Source organism: Streptomyces sp. NPDC050636 (genome assembly GCF_040654775.1).
Taxonomy (GTDB): Bacteria; Actinomycetota; Actinomycetes; order Streptomycetales; family Streptomycetaceae; genus Streptomyces.
Genome location: NZ_JBFAIP010000124.1, coordinates 1 through 16,744 on the forward strand (window position 1 = coordinate 1; position 16,744 = coordinate 16,744).

The 16,744-nt window shown below is 66.2% G+C and carries 12 protein-coding genes and 1 pseudogene; 7 read left to right on the forward strand and 6 right to left on the reverse strand.

From position 1 onward, the window contains the following. Positions 1 to 94: 94 nt before the first annotated feature. On the reverse strand, positions 95 to 2,158 hold the full coding sequence (locus AB0I10_RS36780; RefSeq protein WP_363157098.1) for a M4 family metallopeptidase: 2,064 nt from the start codon (positions 2,156 to 2,158) through the stop codon (positions 95 to 97). Between the two features lie 522 nt (positions 2,159 to 2,680). Here AB0I10_RS36780 and AB0I10_RS36785 point away from each other — a divergent pair. The 6 genes and pseudogenes from AB0I10_RS36785 to AB0I10_RS36810 all read left to right on the forward strand — a co-directional run. Continuing rightward, entirely contained in the window at positions 2,681 to 4,189 is a 1,509-nt protein-coding gene (locus AB0I10_RS36785; RefSeq protein WP_363157099.1) for a sigma-70 family RNA polymerase sigma factor, read from the forward strand. 504 nt (positions 4,190 to 4,693) lie between these two features. Then, positions 4,694 to 6,394: a sigma-70 family RNA polymerase sigma factor gene (locus tag AB0I10_RS36790; protein ID WP_363157100.1), complete on the forward strand. Its 1,701-nt coding sequence runs from the start codon at positions 4,694 to 4,696 to the stop codon at positions 6,392 to 6,394. 144 nt (positions 6,395 to 6,538) lie between these two features. Continuing rightward, the gene (locus AB0I10_RS36795; protein ID WP_363157101.1) at positions 6,539 to 7,720 is read left to right on the forward strand and encodes a hypothetical protein; all 1,182 of its coding nucleotides are present in this window, start codon (positions 6,539 to 6,541) and stop codon (positions 7,718 to 7,720) included. A gap of 240 nt (positions 7,721 to 7,960) precedes the next feature. After that, positions 7,961 to 9,238 (forward strand): hypothetical protein, encoded by a 1,278-nt coding sequence (locus AB0I10_RS36800; protein WP_363157102.1) that lies wholly within the window; start codon positions 7,961 to 7,963, stop codon positions 9,236 to 9,238. Further along, a complete protein-coding gene (locus AB0I10_RS36805; protein WP_363157103.1) occupies positions 9,235 to 9,693 on the forward strand; it encodes an ATP-binding protein in 459 nt (152 codons plus the stop codon). Before AB0I10_RS36800 ends, AB0I10_RS36805 begins: the two co-directional genes overlap by 4 nt. 235 nt (positions 9,694 to 9,928) lie before the next feature. Beyond that, positions 9,929 to 10,334 (forward strand): annotated as a pseudogene (locus AB0I10_RS36810) (transposase family protein); the annotation flags it as partial. A gap of 79 nt (positions 10,335 to 10,413) precedes the next feature. On the opposite strand, the gene AB0I10_RS36815 reads toward AB0I10_RS36810, so the two are convergent. The 5 genes from AB0I10_RS36815 to AB0I10_RS36835 all read right to left on the reverse strand — a co-directional run bounded on the left by AB0I10_RS36815 (position 10,414) and on the right by AB0I10_RS36835 (position 14,995). Further along, positions 10,414 to 10,848 carry a VOC family protein gene (locus tag AB0I10_RS36815; RefSeq protein WP_363157104.1) on the reverse strand — a complete coding sequence of 145 codons (435 nt, stop codon included), beginning with the start codon at positions 10,846 to 10,848 and terminating at the stop codon, positions 10,414 to 10,416. 201 nt (positions 10,849 to 11,049) lie between these two features. Next, a complete protein-coding gene (locus AB0I10_RS36820; protein ID WP_363157105.1) occupies positions 11,050 to 11,289 on the reverse strand; it encodes a hypothetical protein in 240 nt (79 codons plus the stop codon). 77 nt (positions 11,290 to 11,366) lie between these two features. After that, positions 11,367 to 13,508 carry a restriction endonuclease gene (locus AB0I10_RS36825; RefSeq protein WP_363157106.1) on the reverse strand — a complete coding sequence of 714 codons (2,142 nt, stop codon included), beginning with the start codon at positions 13,506 to 13,508 and terminating at the stop codon, positions 11,367 to 11,369. A 418-nt stretch (positions 13,509 to 13,926) separates the two neighbouring features. Beyond that, a complete protein-coding gene (locus AB0I10_RS36830; protein ID WP_363157107.1) occupies positions 13,927 to 14,274 on the reverse strand; it encodes a hypothetical protein in 348 nt (115 codons plus the stop codon). Between the two features lie 535 nt (positions 14,275 to 14,809). Then, positions 14,810 to 14,995 carry a hypothetical protein gene (locus tag AB0I10_RS36835; RefSeq protein WP_363157108.1) on the reverse strand — a complete coding sequence of 62 codons (186 nt, stop codon included), beginning with the start codon at positions 14,993 to 14,995 and terminating at the stop codon, positions 14,810 to 14,812. A gap of 791 nt (positions 14,996 to 15,786) precedes the next feature. On the opposite strand from AB0I10_RS36835, the gene AB0I10_RS36840 reads away from it, so the two are divergent. Beyond that, positions 15,787 to 16,596 carry a DUF6551 family protein gene (locus AB0I10_RS36840; protein ID WP_363157109.1) on the forward strand — a complete coding sequence of 270 codons (810 nt, stop codon included), beginning with the start codon at positions 15,787 to 15,789 and terminating at the stop codon, positions 16,594 to 16,596. The last annotated feature ends 148 nt before the right edge of the window (positions 16,597 to 16,744 follow it).

The following is a 16,744-nucleotide window of genomic DNA, read 5'->3' on the forward strand; positions in this document are numbered from 1 at the left end:
CGGTGCCGGGGGGGCGGGGGTACCGTCGATCGGATCGACGGTACCCCGGCCCCCGCATTACGCGATGGGACCCGCTACAGCCCCACTTGCTCGGCTACTTGACGTTCACCGCGTCCCAGGCGCCGGCGACGGCCTGGGCCTCGGTGCTGTCCTGGCCGAACAGGTCGGCGGCAGCCTGCAGACTGCCCTCCCTGGCGTTCTGGAAGCCGGTGTCCGAGGTGAAGTACGTCGTCACGGCGCGGAACCAGATCTGTTCGGCCGCGTCGTTGCCGATTCCCTTCACCTGGGAGTCGTCACACGTCGGACTGTTGCCGAATTCGGACTCACCGCTGCCGTTGGCCAGCAGGAAGAAGAAGTGGTTCGACACGCCGCCAGCGTCGTGCGGATCCAGCTGACCGACGTCGGGTGAGAAGCAGTCAGGCGACCTTCCGTCCTTGGAGGGGCGGTCCATGAAGCGCTGCAACTGCTTCGTCTGGTCGTCGGCCTCGAACTTCTCGCCAAGGGTGAAGTCCGGCGGGTCGTTCGGGTTGTCGGTGAAGAACTCGACCATGGTGCCGAAGATGTCACTCGTGGATTCATTGAGCGCCGATGGCTCCCCCTCCCCGGACAAGGCGTTGTTCGACCCGGTCACCAGGTGGCCCATCTCGTGGGCGACGACGTCGAGTTCGGTGAGCGGTTTGACGTTCTGACCGTCCCCGTCCCCGAACACCGCACTGAACAGCTGCGGGTCGGCGAGAGCGAAGGCGTTGGTGAGACCGTCGCCGTAGTGCGCGTAGAGGGTCGGGCCCCGCCCGTCACCCTGGAAGCCGTTGCGACCGAACTTCGTCTGGAAGTAGTCCCATGCCTGGGACGCTCCGAACTGCACGTCCGCTGCGATGGTGGAGCGATCGGAGTCGTCTCCGGTCCCGAAGGTGTTGTCCTGGCTGACGACGGTGGCGGCTCCAGGTACGCCGAGCGGATTGCCGTTGCCGCTTCCACCCTGGCCATCGCCGGCTCCGCCCTCGTCATCGCCGCCGCCTCCGGGTGGGGCGCTTCCTTCTTCGTCGCCCCCACCCGGAGACTGCGTGCCCCCGCCCGCCGGCGGGGTCCCCGCAGGCTGCCTGCCCTGCTTGCCCGGTCCGTAGCAGACCGGGACTCCCTTCAGGCAGTACGTCTCGGATGCCGCTCGCAGTGCCGGCAAGGGACCCAAACTGAAGACGGTCCCCTTCTCATCGCCGGTGTCCTTGCCCACTTCATTCCGGTTCTGACTGTCCCCGGAACCGTCGCCACCGTTGTCGTTGCCGTTGCCGTTACCGCTACCGCTACCGCTACCGCTACCGAGATCCTGCGGACTACCCGGGTCTTCGGGAGCGCCACCCCCACCACCGGGCCCGCCGCTCGGACCGCTCGGGCATGCCGGGTCCTGCGGCGCGCACTGGTCGTTGGCGTCCAGGGTGGTCATCCCGCCCCGTGTGCCATCGGTGAGTTCGAACCCACCCTGCTGGCCGCGGTTCGTCTCCAACTCCACTTGCCCGCTGTAGAGGGTGTTGCCCGTCCCGTGCTCATGCAGATACCGGTCCCGGGTGCCCAGGATCTTGCCGTTCTCCGCGTCGACGTAGGTGTGCACCTCGGCGGGAGTGCCATCGGCGCGGACTCCGCGAATCACGTTCTCGTAGGCAAGCAAAGGTCGCTTCTTCCCTGCCCATAGGACCAGCCTCGATCCCACCCGCGCGTCCTGCGCGGCCCGAGTCGAGCCCCCGCCCGACCGGGCCACCGGACTCTTCTTGGCCTTCCCGTCCGGCGCTCGTTCCCGCATGGGCGTATACGTGAACGCGCGCTTCCACGCGTCCTCGACGGAGAGCGCAGGGCCGGTGTCGACGTCCGGCGCCGACGCGAGCGTCTGGCTGATGCTCTTGAATTGGCCATCCCCGGTGATATGCAGAACAAGGTCGCCACCAATGAGCGGTAAGCCCTTGTAGTACCGGTCCATCCGTATGTGCCGGTCGCCGTCCTTGTCCTGCTGAATGGCCCGCGTCCGGAAGGTCTGGCCCTGCGCGTAGTGCGTCTTGGCGGGATCGCTCTTGAGCGCCTTGTAGGCCAGTACGCGAATGTCCGAAGTCCGCAGGTCCGGCGGGCTGGCAGACGCGTTGACCGCTATAGCGGTGACGAGGGAGCCCACCACTCCTATGGCCGTTATGAGAGGCGTGCGCCGACTGAAGAGGGGAGGCCGTCGTCGTCTTGTCATGTGAAGTCCTCGGATTCATAGGTGTGTTGATCGAGTTGCCGACGCCTCGGCGCACGCGATACCGAGACACCCGGCAAGGCGAGGCTCTGGCGGGGACCCCTCGCCGCATGAGAGGAATTCAAGGACCGACGAACGTCACAGGGATCGGTCTGAAGGAGGAGTGGGCACCAGCTCCAGCAGTCGGACTCGGCTGAGCGTCTGTGGCCGGGTCTGGCAGTTCTCGCCGTCCGGGGCCTCGTCGACGCCCCGCCGACGTATGAGCTGAACCGGCCCGACTTGCTGAACGACTTTGCTGGTCACAGGGGCGATGACGCTGGATGTGGGCGCCGGCCTGCGGACGCGTCAACAGGCTGTTACGCCTTGCCGATCAATCCTCGGAACCGCTTCCGCCGGTATTCGAACATCCACGACAATGCCGATCCCCCACGTTGCACAACGGAAAGGCCTGGCTGTCGCATGCCCGATCACCACGAGATGTCCGATGCCGAACTCACGGCAGCCTTAAGGGAGTCGGAGTCTGACGCACCCGTGGATGAGCTCTACCGGCGGCACCGGTCCGCGGTTCTCTCCTATGCACGCGCCTGCTGCCGTGATCCGCACACTGCGGAGGACCTGGCTTCGGAGGCCTTTGCCCGTACGCTCCAGGCCGTTCGGTCCGGCGGCGGCCCCCAGGCCGCCTGGCGCCCGTATCTCCTGACGGTTGTCCGTCGTACCGCCGCCGACTGGGCGAGTACAGCTCGTCGCACCGAATTGTCGCCGGACTTCGAGGAGTGGCTCGCCAATACGTCTGACTCCAGCCCGGAGGCGGAGAGCAGCGAGGAACGGATGCTGCGCCTGGAGGACAACAGCCTGGTGTTGAGGGCGTTCCGTTCGTTGCCCGAGCGCTGGCAGGCGGTCCTGTGGCATACGGCCGTCGAGGAGGAGCCCGCCTCGAAGGTCGGCACCCTCCTGGGTGTAGGCCCAGGGGCTGTCGGTCCGCTGGCGTCCCGCGCACGGGAAGGCCTGCGCGAGGCGTATCTGACGGCGCATGTCGAGAGCGGCTCGGACAACGACGAGTGCCGCCACTACAGTTCCATGCTCGGTGCTACCGTCCGCCGTGCCGGTCGCCGTACGAACAAGGACCTTCAGCGACACCTCGGGGCATGCGAACGCTGCCGCAGCGCGCTGCTCGAACTCAGGCACCTCAACGAGGGGCTGCGTTCGGCGCTGCCGGTGGGAGTGCTGCTGTGGGGCGGCCCTGCATACGTAGCGGCGCTCCTGGCCCAAGCAGGCGCGCAAGCGGGTGCGTGGGCCGCGCAGTTGTGGGCCAAGGTCAAGGCTTCTGCGTTCTGCTCGTGCGCGGTCACCGGTTCCGTCGCCGCCGCCACCGGGATCGCGGTCGTCGCCGTGCCGATGCCCTTCGATGAAGACGTACGGGGGCCCGAGGCGTCGGCGAGCTCGCCACCTGCAAAGGTGAAGCCCAAACCGCCCATGAAACCGTCGCCCACTGAAGCCGGCTTCGGGAACGTTCGATGGACGGGCCCCTTCCGCAACCCGGAACACAACAAGACGTGCATCCAGCCCGCCGGCACGGCAGTCATCCAGAACTCGTGCGACGGCAGCGCAGACCAGATCTGGCAGCTCGTCTCATCCCCGGAGGACACGGACTACGCCTGGCTGCGCAACGCCGCCACCGGCGAGTGCATCGACTACAACGGGCGCGTCGGCAGGTACAGCGGCCACGCCGGTACGAGGGCGATCCGGACCAAGATGAGCGAGTGCCGCGTGGAGGGCAAAGGGCAGCTGTTCCGCTTCATCAGGAGCAGGGACGGCAGCCATTACGTGCATACCCGGTGGGACGGGGGCGCCTGGGACAAAATGCAACTCGGCCTGGACAAATGGCCGCCGGTGCAGGGCGGTCGAGTCGTGGTCACGTACAACTACAACAACGCTCCCTACCTCCGCTATCTCGTCGACGGGGTGTGAGTGACAGGCTGAGCCCGTGCGACCTCGATATGCGTCACACGGACCCCATTTGGTAAAGCGTGAGCAAAGTTGCGATATGCCAGCTGCCGAGCCCGGTCCTTCGTAGTGTCCGTCCCCGCACACTGCACACCTCCCCCGGGGCCCCGATGACCGGAAGCCTCCTCGCCGACCACCGTTTGGTTCATGTACCAGGCATAAATCGAATCATCTCGTTACGGCGCCGGATTACCCGCGCCTGGAATCAGAAATTTACCGGCCACGCGCCACATCGACACCCACATCCACGTCCGCGCCGTTATCGGCTCCCGGGATACCGGTTCCCTTCAATCTGTCCAATACCGGGCACGATAGCCCAGGCGCGACATGGGTCGTACAGGCTGTGCACGAGGTGAGGTCGGCAACTTCCTTGAAGCGCTTCCGTCGCTATTCGAACATCGACGACAATGCCGATCCCCCACGTAGCAATACGGAAGGCCTGGCTGTCGCATGCCCGAGGAAAATGAAATGTCTGCCTCCGACGCTGAACTCACAGCAGCCCTCAGGGAGTCGGAGTCCGAGGCGCCCATGGATGAGCTCTATCGGCGGCATCGGACCGCGGTTCTCTCTTACGCGCGCGCCTGCTGCCGCGATCCGCACACTGCCGAGGACCTGGCTTCGGAGGCTTTTGCCCGCACGCTCCAGGCCGTTCGATCCGGCGGCGGCCCCCAGGCCGCCTGGCGCCCGTATCTCCTCACAGCCGTCCGCCGCACCGCCGCCGACTGGGCGAGCACAGCTCGTCGCACCGAATTGTCACCCGATTTCGAGGAGTGGCTCGCCAATACGTCTGACTCCAGCCCGGAGGCGGAGAGCAGCGAGGAGCGGATACTGCGCCTGGAGGACAACTGTCTTGTGTTGAGGGCGTTCCGTTCGTTGCCCGAGCGCTGGCAGGCGGTCCTGTGGCATACGGCCGTCGAGGAAGAGCCCGCCTCGAAGGTCGGCACCCTCCTGGGTTTGGGCGCACGGGCCGTTAGTTCGCTGGCGTCCCGCGCGCGGGAAGGTCTGCGCGAGGCGTATCTGACGGCGCATGTCGAGAACGGCTCGGACAACGACGAGTGCCGCCATTACAGCTCGATGCTCGGTGCTGCCGTGCGCCGTGCCGGTCGCCGTACGAACAAGGACCTTGAGCGACACCTCGGGGCATGCGAACGCTGCCGCAGCGCGCTGCTCGAACTCACCTACCTCAATGAGCGGTTGGGCTCGGCGTTGCCGGTGGGAGTGCTGCTGTGGGGCGGATCGGCCTACGTGGCGGCGCGCATTGCCGGGACGGGCACGCACGCGGGTGCGGTGGCTGCATTCGGCGCACCGGACGGTGCGGCCCCCACCCTCGACGTAGGTTCAGGGTCGGCCAAGGACAAGGACTCTCCGTTCCGCTCGGGCGCGGTCGCCGGTTCCGTCATCGCCGCCGTCGGAATCGCGGTCCTCGTCGTGCCGATGCCCTTCGACGAAGGCGGACCGGGGCCAGAGGGGCCGGCGAGCCCGCCACCTGCAAGGATGGAGCACAGGCCGCCCATGCCGCCCCTTGAAAACCTGGAGGAGGGACGGGCCTTGAAGCCCACGGCCAGGTCCAAGCCCTTCCCCAGCGCTTCGCCGCACCCGACACCGACACCGACGCCGTCACCGCGTCCGGCCGAGCCCTCCGCCACAGCGTCGAAACCACCGAAACCGTCGCCCACTGAGGCTGATCACGGGAACGAGGCCGGCCTCGGGGACGTTATAGGGCCGGGCCGCTTCCGCAACGCGGAATACAACGGGTTGTGCATCGAGCCCGACGGCACGGCGGTCGTCCAGAACTCGTGCGACGGCAGCGCACACCAGAGCTGGCAGCTCGTCAAATTCGAGAAGGACACGCACTACGCCTGGCTGCGCAACGCCGCCACCGGGCAGTGCATCGACTACAACGGGCCCGTCGGCTACAGCGGCAGCACCGGGATGAAGGTGATCCGGACCAGGATGAGCCCCTGTCGCACGGAGGGCAGGGGGCAACTGTTCGGCTTCGCCAAGAGCACGGACGGCAGCTACTCCGCGCGTACCCGGCGCGACGGGGGCCCCTGGGACAAGATGCAACTCGGCATGGACAACTTCCAGCCCGTGCAGGGCGGTCCCGTCGTGGTCACGTACAACTTCAACAACTACGCATGTCGCCGATACGACATCGAGAAAGCCTGACCGAGCGGCCTGGCCCGTGCGACCTCGACGAGCATCGCACGGTCCCACTTAGTAAAGCGTTAGCAAAGTCGCGATACCCCCGCCGTCGAGCCCGGTCCTTCGTAGTGTCCGTCCCTGCACACGACACACCCCCCGGGGGACCCGATGTTCAAGAGCCTCCTCGCACACCACCGTCACCAGCGCTTCAGCGACGCGGAGATCGGGCAGCTGGTACGGCGGGGCAGAGTGGCGGCCTTTCAGACCGTCGTAGTGCGCCACTGGCCCGCCGCCGTCGCCTATCTCGACACCTGCTTCACGGACCGGGCAGTTGTCTCAAGGATCGCCGAACAGGTCTTCAGCGACCTCTACGACGCGACGGTGGAAAGCACCCCGCCAGGAGGGCCATGGCGGGTACACGTCCTGACCAGTGCGCGAACACTGGCGTTGCGCGAATGGACCCGCGCGCCGGAGGCGGGACTCACCGACGGGTTCCGCAGCTGGGCGGAGGCCGGAGGCCCATGGCCGCTCACCATGCGCTCCGGCCTCACCGACGCCTACCGGTGTCTGCTCGGCCGCCAGCAGACACTCCTGTGGCATGCGGTCGTCGAACTGGAGCCGGCTGCCGTCATGGCGCGGGCGCTGGGCATGGAGAAGCGGGAAGTCGGAGCCTTCGCCGATCTGTCACGCGACACTCTGCGCGAAACGTACCGGGCTCTGCCAACCCGCAACGCACCCTCTGCCGGCCACGCGGAGCACGCCCTCTCCGTCGAGACACGGCTGGACCTGAACGATCTCGACGGGCAGCTGCGCGCCCAGCTCCCGGTCATGCTCCTCGGCTGGTGGGAAGGGTCCCAGTACGCTCAGGTGCGCGCCGTGACGAAACCGCCCAGCGCCTTTCTGCCCTTCCTCGTGCGCGCCGCGTCCTCGGCCGCGCGCACCCCCCGACGGCATAGTCTGATCCGCCACTCCGCCGGCCTGTTCCTGGGGTTGTTCGCCGGAGGCATGGCGGCCGCGGGAGCGGCCACCGCCCTGGACACCCTGAACGCGTCGTACGACAAGCCGAAGCACACGAGGCTCGACGGCACTCCCCGTCGCACCGGCAAGGCCGCAGGTCCATACGGCCGCCGGTCAGGCGAAGATCACGCACGACGCTCCCCGGCACCCACCGCTTCTGCCACCCCGGACGCACGGCGGGCCGCCCCTTCGGATGACGCCCCCGACCGCTGCCACGTCCGTAGACAGCGCTCCGGGCCACGCGGCGTCGAGCAGCAGATGGGTCGTCGGCAGCACGACCCGCGCCACGGCCGACGGCAGCCGGCCGCGATCCGACAACACCGATCCCGGTGACGATGCCAGTGCCGGCACCAGCCCTAGCGGCTCTACCGGCTCTTCACCGCACACCGCATACCGTGCACCGCGCACCGTACTGCCGGCAATTCCTGCGCAGCAGCTCCACAGTCAACTCAGCTGGCTCTTCTCTGAATTGTCCGCACATTCCGGAGGAATGAACCACCGTCGGCTTGCGTGCCGGTGACGTCGTCGTGGCATGCACCCGGCCGCCACCGGACTTGAATGAAAGGCTCCCTCATGCACCTGTTCCCAGGTACTCGACAGTCACAACAGCCCCTTTCCGATGTCGCTCTGATATACGCAGTCCGGAAAGGGCAGGTCGAACTCTTCCGGTACATCTATCGCCGCCACTACGCCGCCGTACAGGCCTACGCCTCCCAATGCGTGCCGGACCCCCTGCACGCCTTTGAACTGACCTCACAGGTCTTCGCGCAACTACTTCAACGAATGCTGTCCGCGGAGCCTTTCGTCGAACTCCGTCATCTGGGCTGCCTGCGACGCCAATTGCTCGATAGCGTTCGCAGCACGGCGATCACACGTTGGGAGCGCGTGCCGCTGTCGCCCGAGTTCAAGGCCTGGGTCGCGGCGGGATGCCTGTGGCCCTTGGATGAGGACGGTCAGCTGCCGCTCGCTTACCTGCGCCTCCCCACCACCACACAGTGCCTGTTGTGGCATTCGGTGGTGGATCAGGACGATCCGGCGATAACGGCCCGCGTCACAGGCCTCACCCGCCAATCGGTACCGAGCATGTGTGACGAGGCCAAAAGCGCGCTGCGCCAGGCCCGTACAGAGTTGTATCTCGAACGGCTGGGACGTCAGGACTGCATAGAGGTGATCAAGCAGCTGGCCCTGGGCCCTGAGACGCCCCCGGCGGAGGAGAGCGCGAGCCATCTTCGCAGGTGTCCGGCGTGCCTGCGTGTGTACAAGGACGTGTCCCGGCTCGATGCGCGGATGCAAGCACAGCTGCCCGTGCGGTTGTTGGGATGGTGGCCCGGAGAGAAGTACCTCCTCGCGAAGGCGGCCATCCCGGTACCGCTGGATGATCCGCCGTTCCTGGCGAGGCTGATGGATCAGCCCCGGACCAGAGTCCCCGCACAGCGTTCGCACGCACGGCGGGCGGCAGCCACGGTCACCGGTCGCGGGGGAAGCACGGCCTCGGCCCCATCACAGGCACCTCGCTCCCGAGCCACCGTCGCCGCCATCGGATTCCTGGTCGGCATCGGCGTGGGCATGGGCACGCTGGCCGCTTGCACCCACCAGAGTGAGGCTCAGCGGAACCCGCAGAACGGTACAAGTCCGGGGCTCCGCAGTGCTCCGCTCGTCGTGGAGAGGCGGCCTGCGCCACCGCCCCGGATTAGGGACGACTGGCGTGTACGGCCCAAAAACGTCGCCTCCGCCTCGCGCAGCCACCGCGCCGAACTGTCCGGTCGTGAGCCCGACATGCGGGTAGCCGGGCGGCACGACGACCCCGAAGTAGCCGTACTCGTTCAAGAGGCCCCGGGAGGCGGCTCATGACAGCGCGCCAGCTGAAATTCTCTGTACCCGGCACGACCCTGGGTGCCGCGCGGGCACGCCGGCGGGTCGTTGCCCAGTTGCGTGGATGGGGCATGCGGGCCGGCAGCGACCTGCTGGACACGGTGGAGTTGGTGGCTGGAGAACTCATCGCCAACGCCGTACGGCATGCCCGAGAGGGGGCCATTGCCGTCGGCCTCCGACTGGACGACCGCTCCGTTCGGGTCGAGGTCTTCGACTCCAGCCGCCAACCGCCCCGGCTCTGCCTCCCCGGCACAGGCGACGAGAACGGTCGTGGCCTGCTACTGGTCGCCGCCCTGGCCGAACGCCATGACGTAGAGGCCACACCCTCGGGCAAACGCTGCTGGGCGGAAATCGCCATAGCCGCCCCAGCGGTCACTGACGTCAAGACTCCCTCCGCCAGACTCGCAGCGCACGTCCCACTGCCCAGGAGCTGAAGCTTTGGATCGGCCAGCCTCCTGCTGAAGTGTTCATAGTCGTAGTCGTAGTCGCCTTCGGGAGGCATGAGGTCGACACCGAAGGTCACGGTATGTCCTCCAGTAGCTGATCGGGGAGTTCTACAGTGACGGAGGCCAGGCGCCGCGGCCGCCGATGCCCCCGGATGCCCGCGGACGGACAGGGAGTCGATCGGGAACGGCTCCACAAGGAGCGCCCGAGCCTGGTCGATGGCGTCGGCAGCTCGCCCCGCTGTTCGGGGTGTCGAAGTCGGCCGCTGACCGCATCATCGGCCACCTCGGGCCGTCGCTCGCGCTCCAGCCCCCGCAAGCGGTTCCGCAAGGACGCCGTGCTGATCGTCGACGGCACCCTGGTCCTCACGCGGGGTCACACGGTTGCCGCGCACGGGGCACCGGCCTGCTCATCCCGCACCGCCGCAAACGCAGCCAGACCGAACTGCCAGCTTGGAAATTGGAAAGAGGAGCACAACACCTCCCACCGCAAGGTCCGGGCCCACGTCGAGCACGTTTTCGCGCAGATGAAGGCATGGAAGATCCTTCGTGACTGCCGCCTGAAGGGCGAGGGCCTTCACACCGCGATGCTCAGCATCGCCCGACTGCACAACCTCGCCCTCACAGGATGACTTCCGCCCCGCACGAGACCCCCTTGAAGAGAGGCCCGAGAGAGACGGCTCCCCCGGATCTCGCCGTCGCGGAGGATTCTCAGTCGAGGCAGAACTCGTTGCCCTCGATGTCCTGCATCACGATGCACGACTCGTTCTCGTCATCGGCAAGCAGCGTTCGCACGTGTACCGCACCGAGCGTGACCAGTCGTGCGCATTCGGCTTCCAGTGTGGAGAGGCGCTCTTCACCCACGAGTCCGGTGCCGACCCGCACACAGAGATGCACCCGATTCTTGACGATCTTGCCTTCGGGAACGCGCTGGAAGAGCAGGCGCGGGCCCACACCCGAGGGATCACTGCATGCGAAGTAGGTGACCTGTTCCTCAGGCGGCAGCGAGCGGTGGTAGTCCTCCCAAGTGGCAAACCCCTTCGGGATCGGCGGTACGACGTACCCCAACACCTCGCACCAAAAACCGGCGAGGCGCGCAGGTTCTGCGCAGTCGAAGGTGACTTGGAACTGCTTGATCGATGGCATCGGCGCACCATAGCAAGAGGAGTCTGTTGCTCATCTCCCGGCGTGGATCCGCACGTTGTCGAGAGGACAGCCCCTGCTGGCCGCTGCCGTGTCGTGCCGTGCCGTGCCGTGCCGTCGCAGGGAGGAACCGATGTCGATGCCTCCAAGGAGTTGCCCGCCGTTCCGGACCAGACCGCGGCGCCGTGAGGCTGCTCGCGTGCATCACGCCCTCCTCGCCACAGCCGGCGACGTCAGGGTGCACCACGTCGTCGTCTCGTCCTCGCTCACACCCCAGCGGTTCGCCACGACGGCGATGAACAGCATCCCGCGACCGCTCTCCTCATCCGCGTCCACGTCCGCGTCCCGCACCTCCGGCCGCGCCGGCGAGCCGTCGTCGACCTCCATCACGACCACATCAGTGCGCCGGTCGGTAAGGATTTGCGGGCGCTCGAAGGGCACCACGTAACACGGCTAAGCGGTGCCCCCTCCGTGCGAATTGGCCTCATTGATGACGAGTGGCTGATGCCGTGTCAGTCATCTCAGTCGGTCGACAGGTCGTGGGCCTGCTTGTACTCCCTGATCAGGGACTCAGGGAGTCGACCTCGGACGTTCACCGGTCGACCTCCAGCTTTGGCCCAGGCGCGTACTTGTGCCGGGTCGATCTCACGCGAACGCGGACTGGCCTTCGGTAGGCCATCCTGCAGGGGGCTGGAGGATGCTGCGATCGCATTCACCGGAACGTCCCGTCGTGAATCCATGCCGGCAGCCTTCGCCTCGATCGCAGAAGCCAGTGAGCGCAGCCGCGAAGCGATCAGTTCCGGGGGTGCGGTGATCGCGTGGTCACCGCCTCGTTCCACCACGCCTGCGACGCAGGAACTCCTGAGGAAGGCCAGCGCCTCTTCGATCTCCTTCTTGTCGAGTGGTGTCTCCAGCGACGCCTTCGTCTCACGCCAGATGTCTCGTACGTCCAGCGCTCCGGCACCGAATTCGATGTCGACAGGATCGTTCGCGCTCTTCCACATGGCGTTAACCACTAGCGCCAGCGCTTCGGTCCGCCGTTCCGCCTCGCTCCAGGTGTGTTCGAGCGCGTCACCTTGGCCCGCGAGAAGCAAGGCTTCGAGTTCGTGCGGATAGAGCGGGGTCTCGGAGTGGCGGACGACCGCCGCTGCGAGCTGCTTGGCTGTCAGTACTGCCACGTCTTCCTTGTTCGCCTCCCGGAACACCCGAGCGTCGAATCCGGGGCCGATCAGCACCGTGCGGTCAGCATGGTGACGAGCACGATGCTCGCCAAGCCGCATGAATCGCACATCCTGGTCGGTCACCAGACCGGCACCGTCCGTCTTGGCCTCCACCGCGATGCGCCGTCGAGCTGTCGGGGAAAGCCATAGTGTGACGACCAGGTCTGTCTTGGCCGGTCCGCTCTGCACTTCGACGTCCACCCCAAGGTATCGAAAGACGTCCGCCAGAACCCGCTCGAACCGCTTGTAATTAACGCTGTCCGTGGATGAACTCACCACTTCTGCCACTAATTGCTCGGGCAGGGGAAGGTGCTGCCCAGCTTCCGTCGAAGCGGTGGCCACCCCGCTTGACACGCTGTTTTGGGGAACATTGTGGCGCTTCTGAAGAGGAAGTGAGCCAACGAGCGCCGTACCGAGCGCGGTCCTGCGCACCACATTTCCAATGCGCTCAGCGAGCCCTGTTTCCACGAGAAGAGCGACGCGGCTTGTCACGTCCTTGCGGGCGAGTTCGCACATGGGGTACTTCTCGGCCAGAATCCCGGTCAGTGCGCCCGATTCGGATTCGGATTCCAGAGCATCCAGGGTTTCCCCGAGCAGGGCCAGGTTGAGGTGAAGGTGGCGGATAAGATCCACGGCTTCCCCGGAGTTGAGCCACTCCGCTGCGAGGTCGGTCGCCGCGAATTGATCCGGCCCCACCTGCGCCAACAGGCCAAGCCCCTGGAGGGAATTGAGTGATTGCTCGGCAGACGACTTGCTGACGTCGAAAGTTTCAGCGGAGAACTGGATGAACTCACCGCGGGACAGGCCGGCCGCCGCAGCATCGACGAGGCGGCTGAGGGCCGTCATGTTTGCTCCGCCTGCGATGTACCCCAACACTCGCCTGCGCGCCTGCAGTTCCTGGTCAGTGACCTTGTCGAGACGCTCGCCAAGTAGGGATGGAGGCTCTGGAAGCTCGGCAGGGAGGCTAGCGGCTTGCCTCTGCGACTCCAGGTCGGTTGGACGGACGAGACTCAGCCGGGCCAGCAGTGCCCGGCCATCCTGTGTAGGGACGATTCTTCCGTTGGTCCAGTACTCGACCATGCCTGTGCCGCGCATCCAGTGGACTCGCCGACGGACTTGGTCGAGCGACTTCCAGTTCAGCCCATAGCTATCGGCGGCAATGTGATTCAACTCGTCGTAGGTGAGACCTTCGCCGATCGACTCCAACGCCTCGCCGAAGAACCGGACATGGGCGTTTAAAACAGCGACGAGGAAGGCGACGTCACCGGTGTCGAGGAAGTACCTGGCCTCAGGCGTCAGGAGTAAACGCGACGGACGGCCCTCCCGCCTGAACAGGCCGCAGTTCCCCATCGAATAGAGCACTTGACGCAGTGGAACAGGAGAGGCAACGCCCGGCCAAGTGAAGGTCCGATCCACCAGGGGATCGGCGTCAACGTTCTTCAACAGAGCAGTGAGGTTGCCTATGAGCTCGGAGACTTTGCCCGGAATGTAAGGAGACGTTCCGGATCGAGCCGACCACGGGAGAGGGGAGGGGAAATCTCTACCGTTCGGCTCGGACACTTGTTGCATGGATGGGACTCCTGCTTGACATGTTTGAAGATGTGATAGAAGGCGTCGCGAGTGCCATTAATGATGACCTCAAGCATCCGGCAGATCAACTGGTTTGGCTGATGCTGGCTGTATTCCGGCTTTGCACTCGTTCATCAAGAACTACGTGGTCGCCGCTGCGTTGGGCCGGGCTACTCGTGCATGACGGTGCTGGCAGTGCCCGATACACCACCTCCCTGCAAGTAGCCGAGAAGAATCCGCGTGCTGCGCACTGCCCGCCACCATCAGCAGCGCGGCGACGCGCCGCTCCTGTTCACCCATGTGGGCCCTCGTCGTTGGTGTCAACGCCGACGGTCCGATGGCCAAACGCCGGCGGTCCGATGGCCAGAAGTGCGGTCTCCCGCTCGTCCTTCCCCTGTACCGTTTCGAAGGCGGGCGCGAAGTGGTGCCAGGCACGCTCGCGCTCACCCAACAGCCACAGGAACTGAGCCACATGGACATGGGTGTGGTGCCCCGCCGCGGGATCCATGGCCAGCTCGTGCGTAATCCGCCACACCTCCTCGTAGTTACCTCCCCCACGGGCCGCCCGGCCGTATGCGGAGAACAGCACTCTGACGCGATGCTCATCGTTGGCCGGGAATTTCTGGCTCTCCCTGCGCAAGCTCCCTCTCAGCGTCCTCGTCGCTGTCGCCAGCGCGGCGGTTGACCTCATCCATGTGCCGGTTGCGCTCGTCCGTCCTTCCTCCGCCGGAACTCGAGTTCCGTCTGCGAGGCCCGGAACTCGCCCAGCACGCGTGCATGCAGGGCGACCTGCTCCAGCAACAGCGGGACGTTGGTCAGTCCATCCTCGTCGTTCGCCAACACGCACCCGCACGTAACGAGTTCCGGCATCTCGGTGTCCTGGGGCGCCCTTCCCATGCCGGTTCGTCCACGGCGAGGATGTCGGCCGCGGTAACGTCGCTGCCCGGCTTCTTCGCGAGTGCGGCCAACACCCTGCACAAGCCTGTGAGATCCGCCGTACCAGCCTCGCCACGCTCGGCCAGTTTCCGGTAGGCATCGGCTTCAACTCCAACAGCCGGAACTCACGCTCGACATGCTCACACGCCTTGGCCAGTTCCTCACGCCGCCGCTGGACCACCAGGCGTAGGCGACCTTCACCACGGCACCGCTGGGCGCACTCGTCCATTTCGTGAGCGTCATTGGTCCATACGTCCCGTCTTCGGCAAGCAGGCAGCCAGGTTCAAACGGACGCGGACCGCGCTTGGATGGCGATCCAGCAGCAGACGCCGGCGCCAGCGCCGGAATGAATCGGCATAGCGCTCCATAGCCGCGAGCCCGACCGCGTACCGCTCGACGCTCGCAGCATCACCGGTGGCAGCCATGTCGGCCAGATCCTTCAGCAATCGATCCCAGCCCGGCACCGATGCGCGTCCGCCAACGCCCTGATCGGACCACCGGGCAACTCCGGTCCCTCCAGTAACTCAGGGCGAGTTGAGCCACACCACCTGCCTCCCCCTGCACACTCTGCCACTCAGAAGAACGACAGCAGCGAGATGTTCGGTTCCAACGCTCACGCTGCAGAGGCCCCTAATGCCATCACCTACCTTGGCCGCTAAAACCTTCCGGCCCGTCTGACAGAAAGCCGGGTGGGCTACCCCCTAACCGGCAGTACGCTCAACATACTGTTGAGCCATGAGGGGTGCACCGCACATGATCACCACTGTCACCGTCGACGACGGCCGCGGGTTCCGGCTCACCCGCACAGCGTTGATCGCCGATGCCACGGGCACCCCGCCGGCCACCAACGCTCCCTCCGGCCGCGCCTGCTACGCCTACCACGTCGAGATCAACGGCATCCTCTGGCCGGCCCACTACACTTCCACGGCGCCCTCGGCGGGGCCGCAGGCAAGGACACTGAGAGTGCCATGGCCGCACTGCGCCGGATCGGTTTGCGCATCGCCCTCGGCCAGACCGTCACCTTCCCCCGGACGGCACCAGCATGACCGGCCTTCGCGACTGACCCACCACACCAGCCCCGACCGGCCGCATCCGAGCGGGGCTATCCAGCCCTCGGTGCACACCGGGCCCCACACCACACCGCGCCTACGAATCGACAATCAGCGCGGACTTACGCCACCTAAAAATCGAAACTGAAAGGACCGCCGACCACACTATGGCCCGCAAAATCCCCTACGACCTCCCGCCCCACCGTGTCGAGTACGGCGTATGGCTCGACCCCGCCAACCTCACCGTGGACGGCGAAGTTCAGCGCGAGCTAGACGAGAAGCGCGCTCAGACCATGGCGGACGAGCTCATCCCCGAAGCCGTCGGCGCTCTTATCGTCGCCCAGCGCGCGGACGGCAGCCATGTCATTATCGACGGCCAGCACCGCCACCACGCCTGTGTACTGGCTGGCCGCACCAAGGTCGTCTGCGAAGTCCACTACGGCCTCACACTCGCCCAAGAGGGCGCATTGTTCCTCATCAAGAACAAGGAATCCAAGCGCGTTAGCGCCCTGGCAGAGTTCAAGGTCGGCCGGAATATGGGGGTCACGCACTTCAAGACCGCCGGCGACGTCCTCGAAAAGCATGGCCTTGACGTCGGCAACTCCTCGCCCACCCGTGTGGGCTCCGTTGCTGCGATCGTCCGCATCGTCGAAACCCACGGCGGCCCCATCTTCGACCGCGCCCTGGCCATCGCATCCCTGGCGTGGGGACAGACCAAGGAGACCTGGTACGGACCCACCCTCGAAGGTCTGGCAGACGTGTGCGCCCGCCACGGCGGCATCATCACGGACAAGGACTTGGCCAAGCGCATGGGACGCCGCACCGCCTACCAGTGGGCCGCCGACATCCGGAGCCTGGCAACGGCCGGCGGCGCCCAAGCTGATGGCACTGGCGGCCGTAAGGCTGCCGCACGTGCACTGATCGTCAAGACATGGAATGCCGGCCGGCGCACCAACCTCATCAACCCCGACGCCTAACCGGCAATCCACGGTGTACCAACACACGCACGGCCAAACGGCGTTGGCGGACTGAACTCGCCTTTCAACGATGGCGCCCGCGGCCGGCGCAGGCTGGATTACCCGGACCACCACCGGCCACGCATACGACGCCCGCCCCCGATTCCTC

What these genes read in the sequence shown, in the direction of transcription:
- AB0I10_RS36785 (WP_363157099.1), top strand. Translation starts at nt 2,681, where the DNA reads ATGCCCGATCACCACGAGATGTCCGATGCCGAACTCACGGCAGCCTTA.
- AB0I10_RS36790 (WP_363157100.1), top strand. Translation starts at nt 4,694, where the DNA reads ATGTCTGCCTCCGACGCTGAACTCACAGCAGCCCTCAGGGAGTCGGAG.
- AB0I10_RS36795 (WP_363157101.1), top strand. Translation starts at nt 6,539, where the DNA reads ATGTTCAAGAGCCTCCTCGCACACCACCGTCACCAGCGCTTCAGCGAC.
- AB0I10_RS36800 (WP_363157102.1), top strand. Translation starts at nt 7,961, where the DNA reads ATGCACCTGTTCCCAGGTACTCGACAGTCACAACAGCCCCTTTCCGAT.
- AB0I10_RS36805 (WP_363157103.1), top strand. Translation starts at nt 9,235, where the DNA reads ATGACAGCGCGCCAGCTGAAATTCTCTGTACCCGGCACGACCCTGGGT.
- AB0I10_RS36815 (WP_363157104.1), bottom strand. Translation starts at nt 10,848, where the DNA reads ATGCCATCGATCAAGCAGTTCCAAGTCACCTTCGACTGCGCAGAACCT.
- AB0I10_RS36835 (WP_363157108.1), bottom strand. Translation starts at nt 14,995, where the DNA reads ATGGCTGCCACCGGTGATGCTGCGAGCGTCGAGCGGTACGCGGTCGGG.
- AB0I10_RS36840 (WP_363157109.1), top strand. Translation starts at nt 15,787, where the DNA reads ATGGCCCGCAAAATCCCCTACGACCTCCCGCCCCACCGTGTCGAGTAC.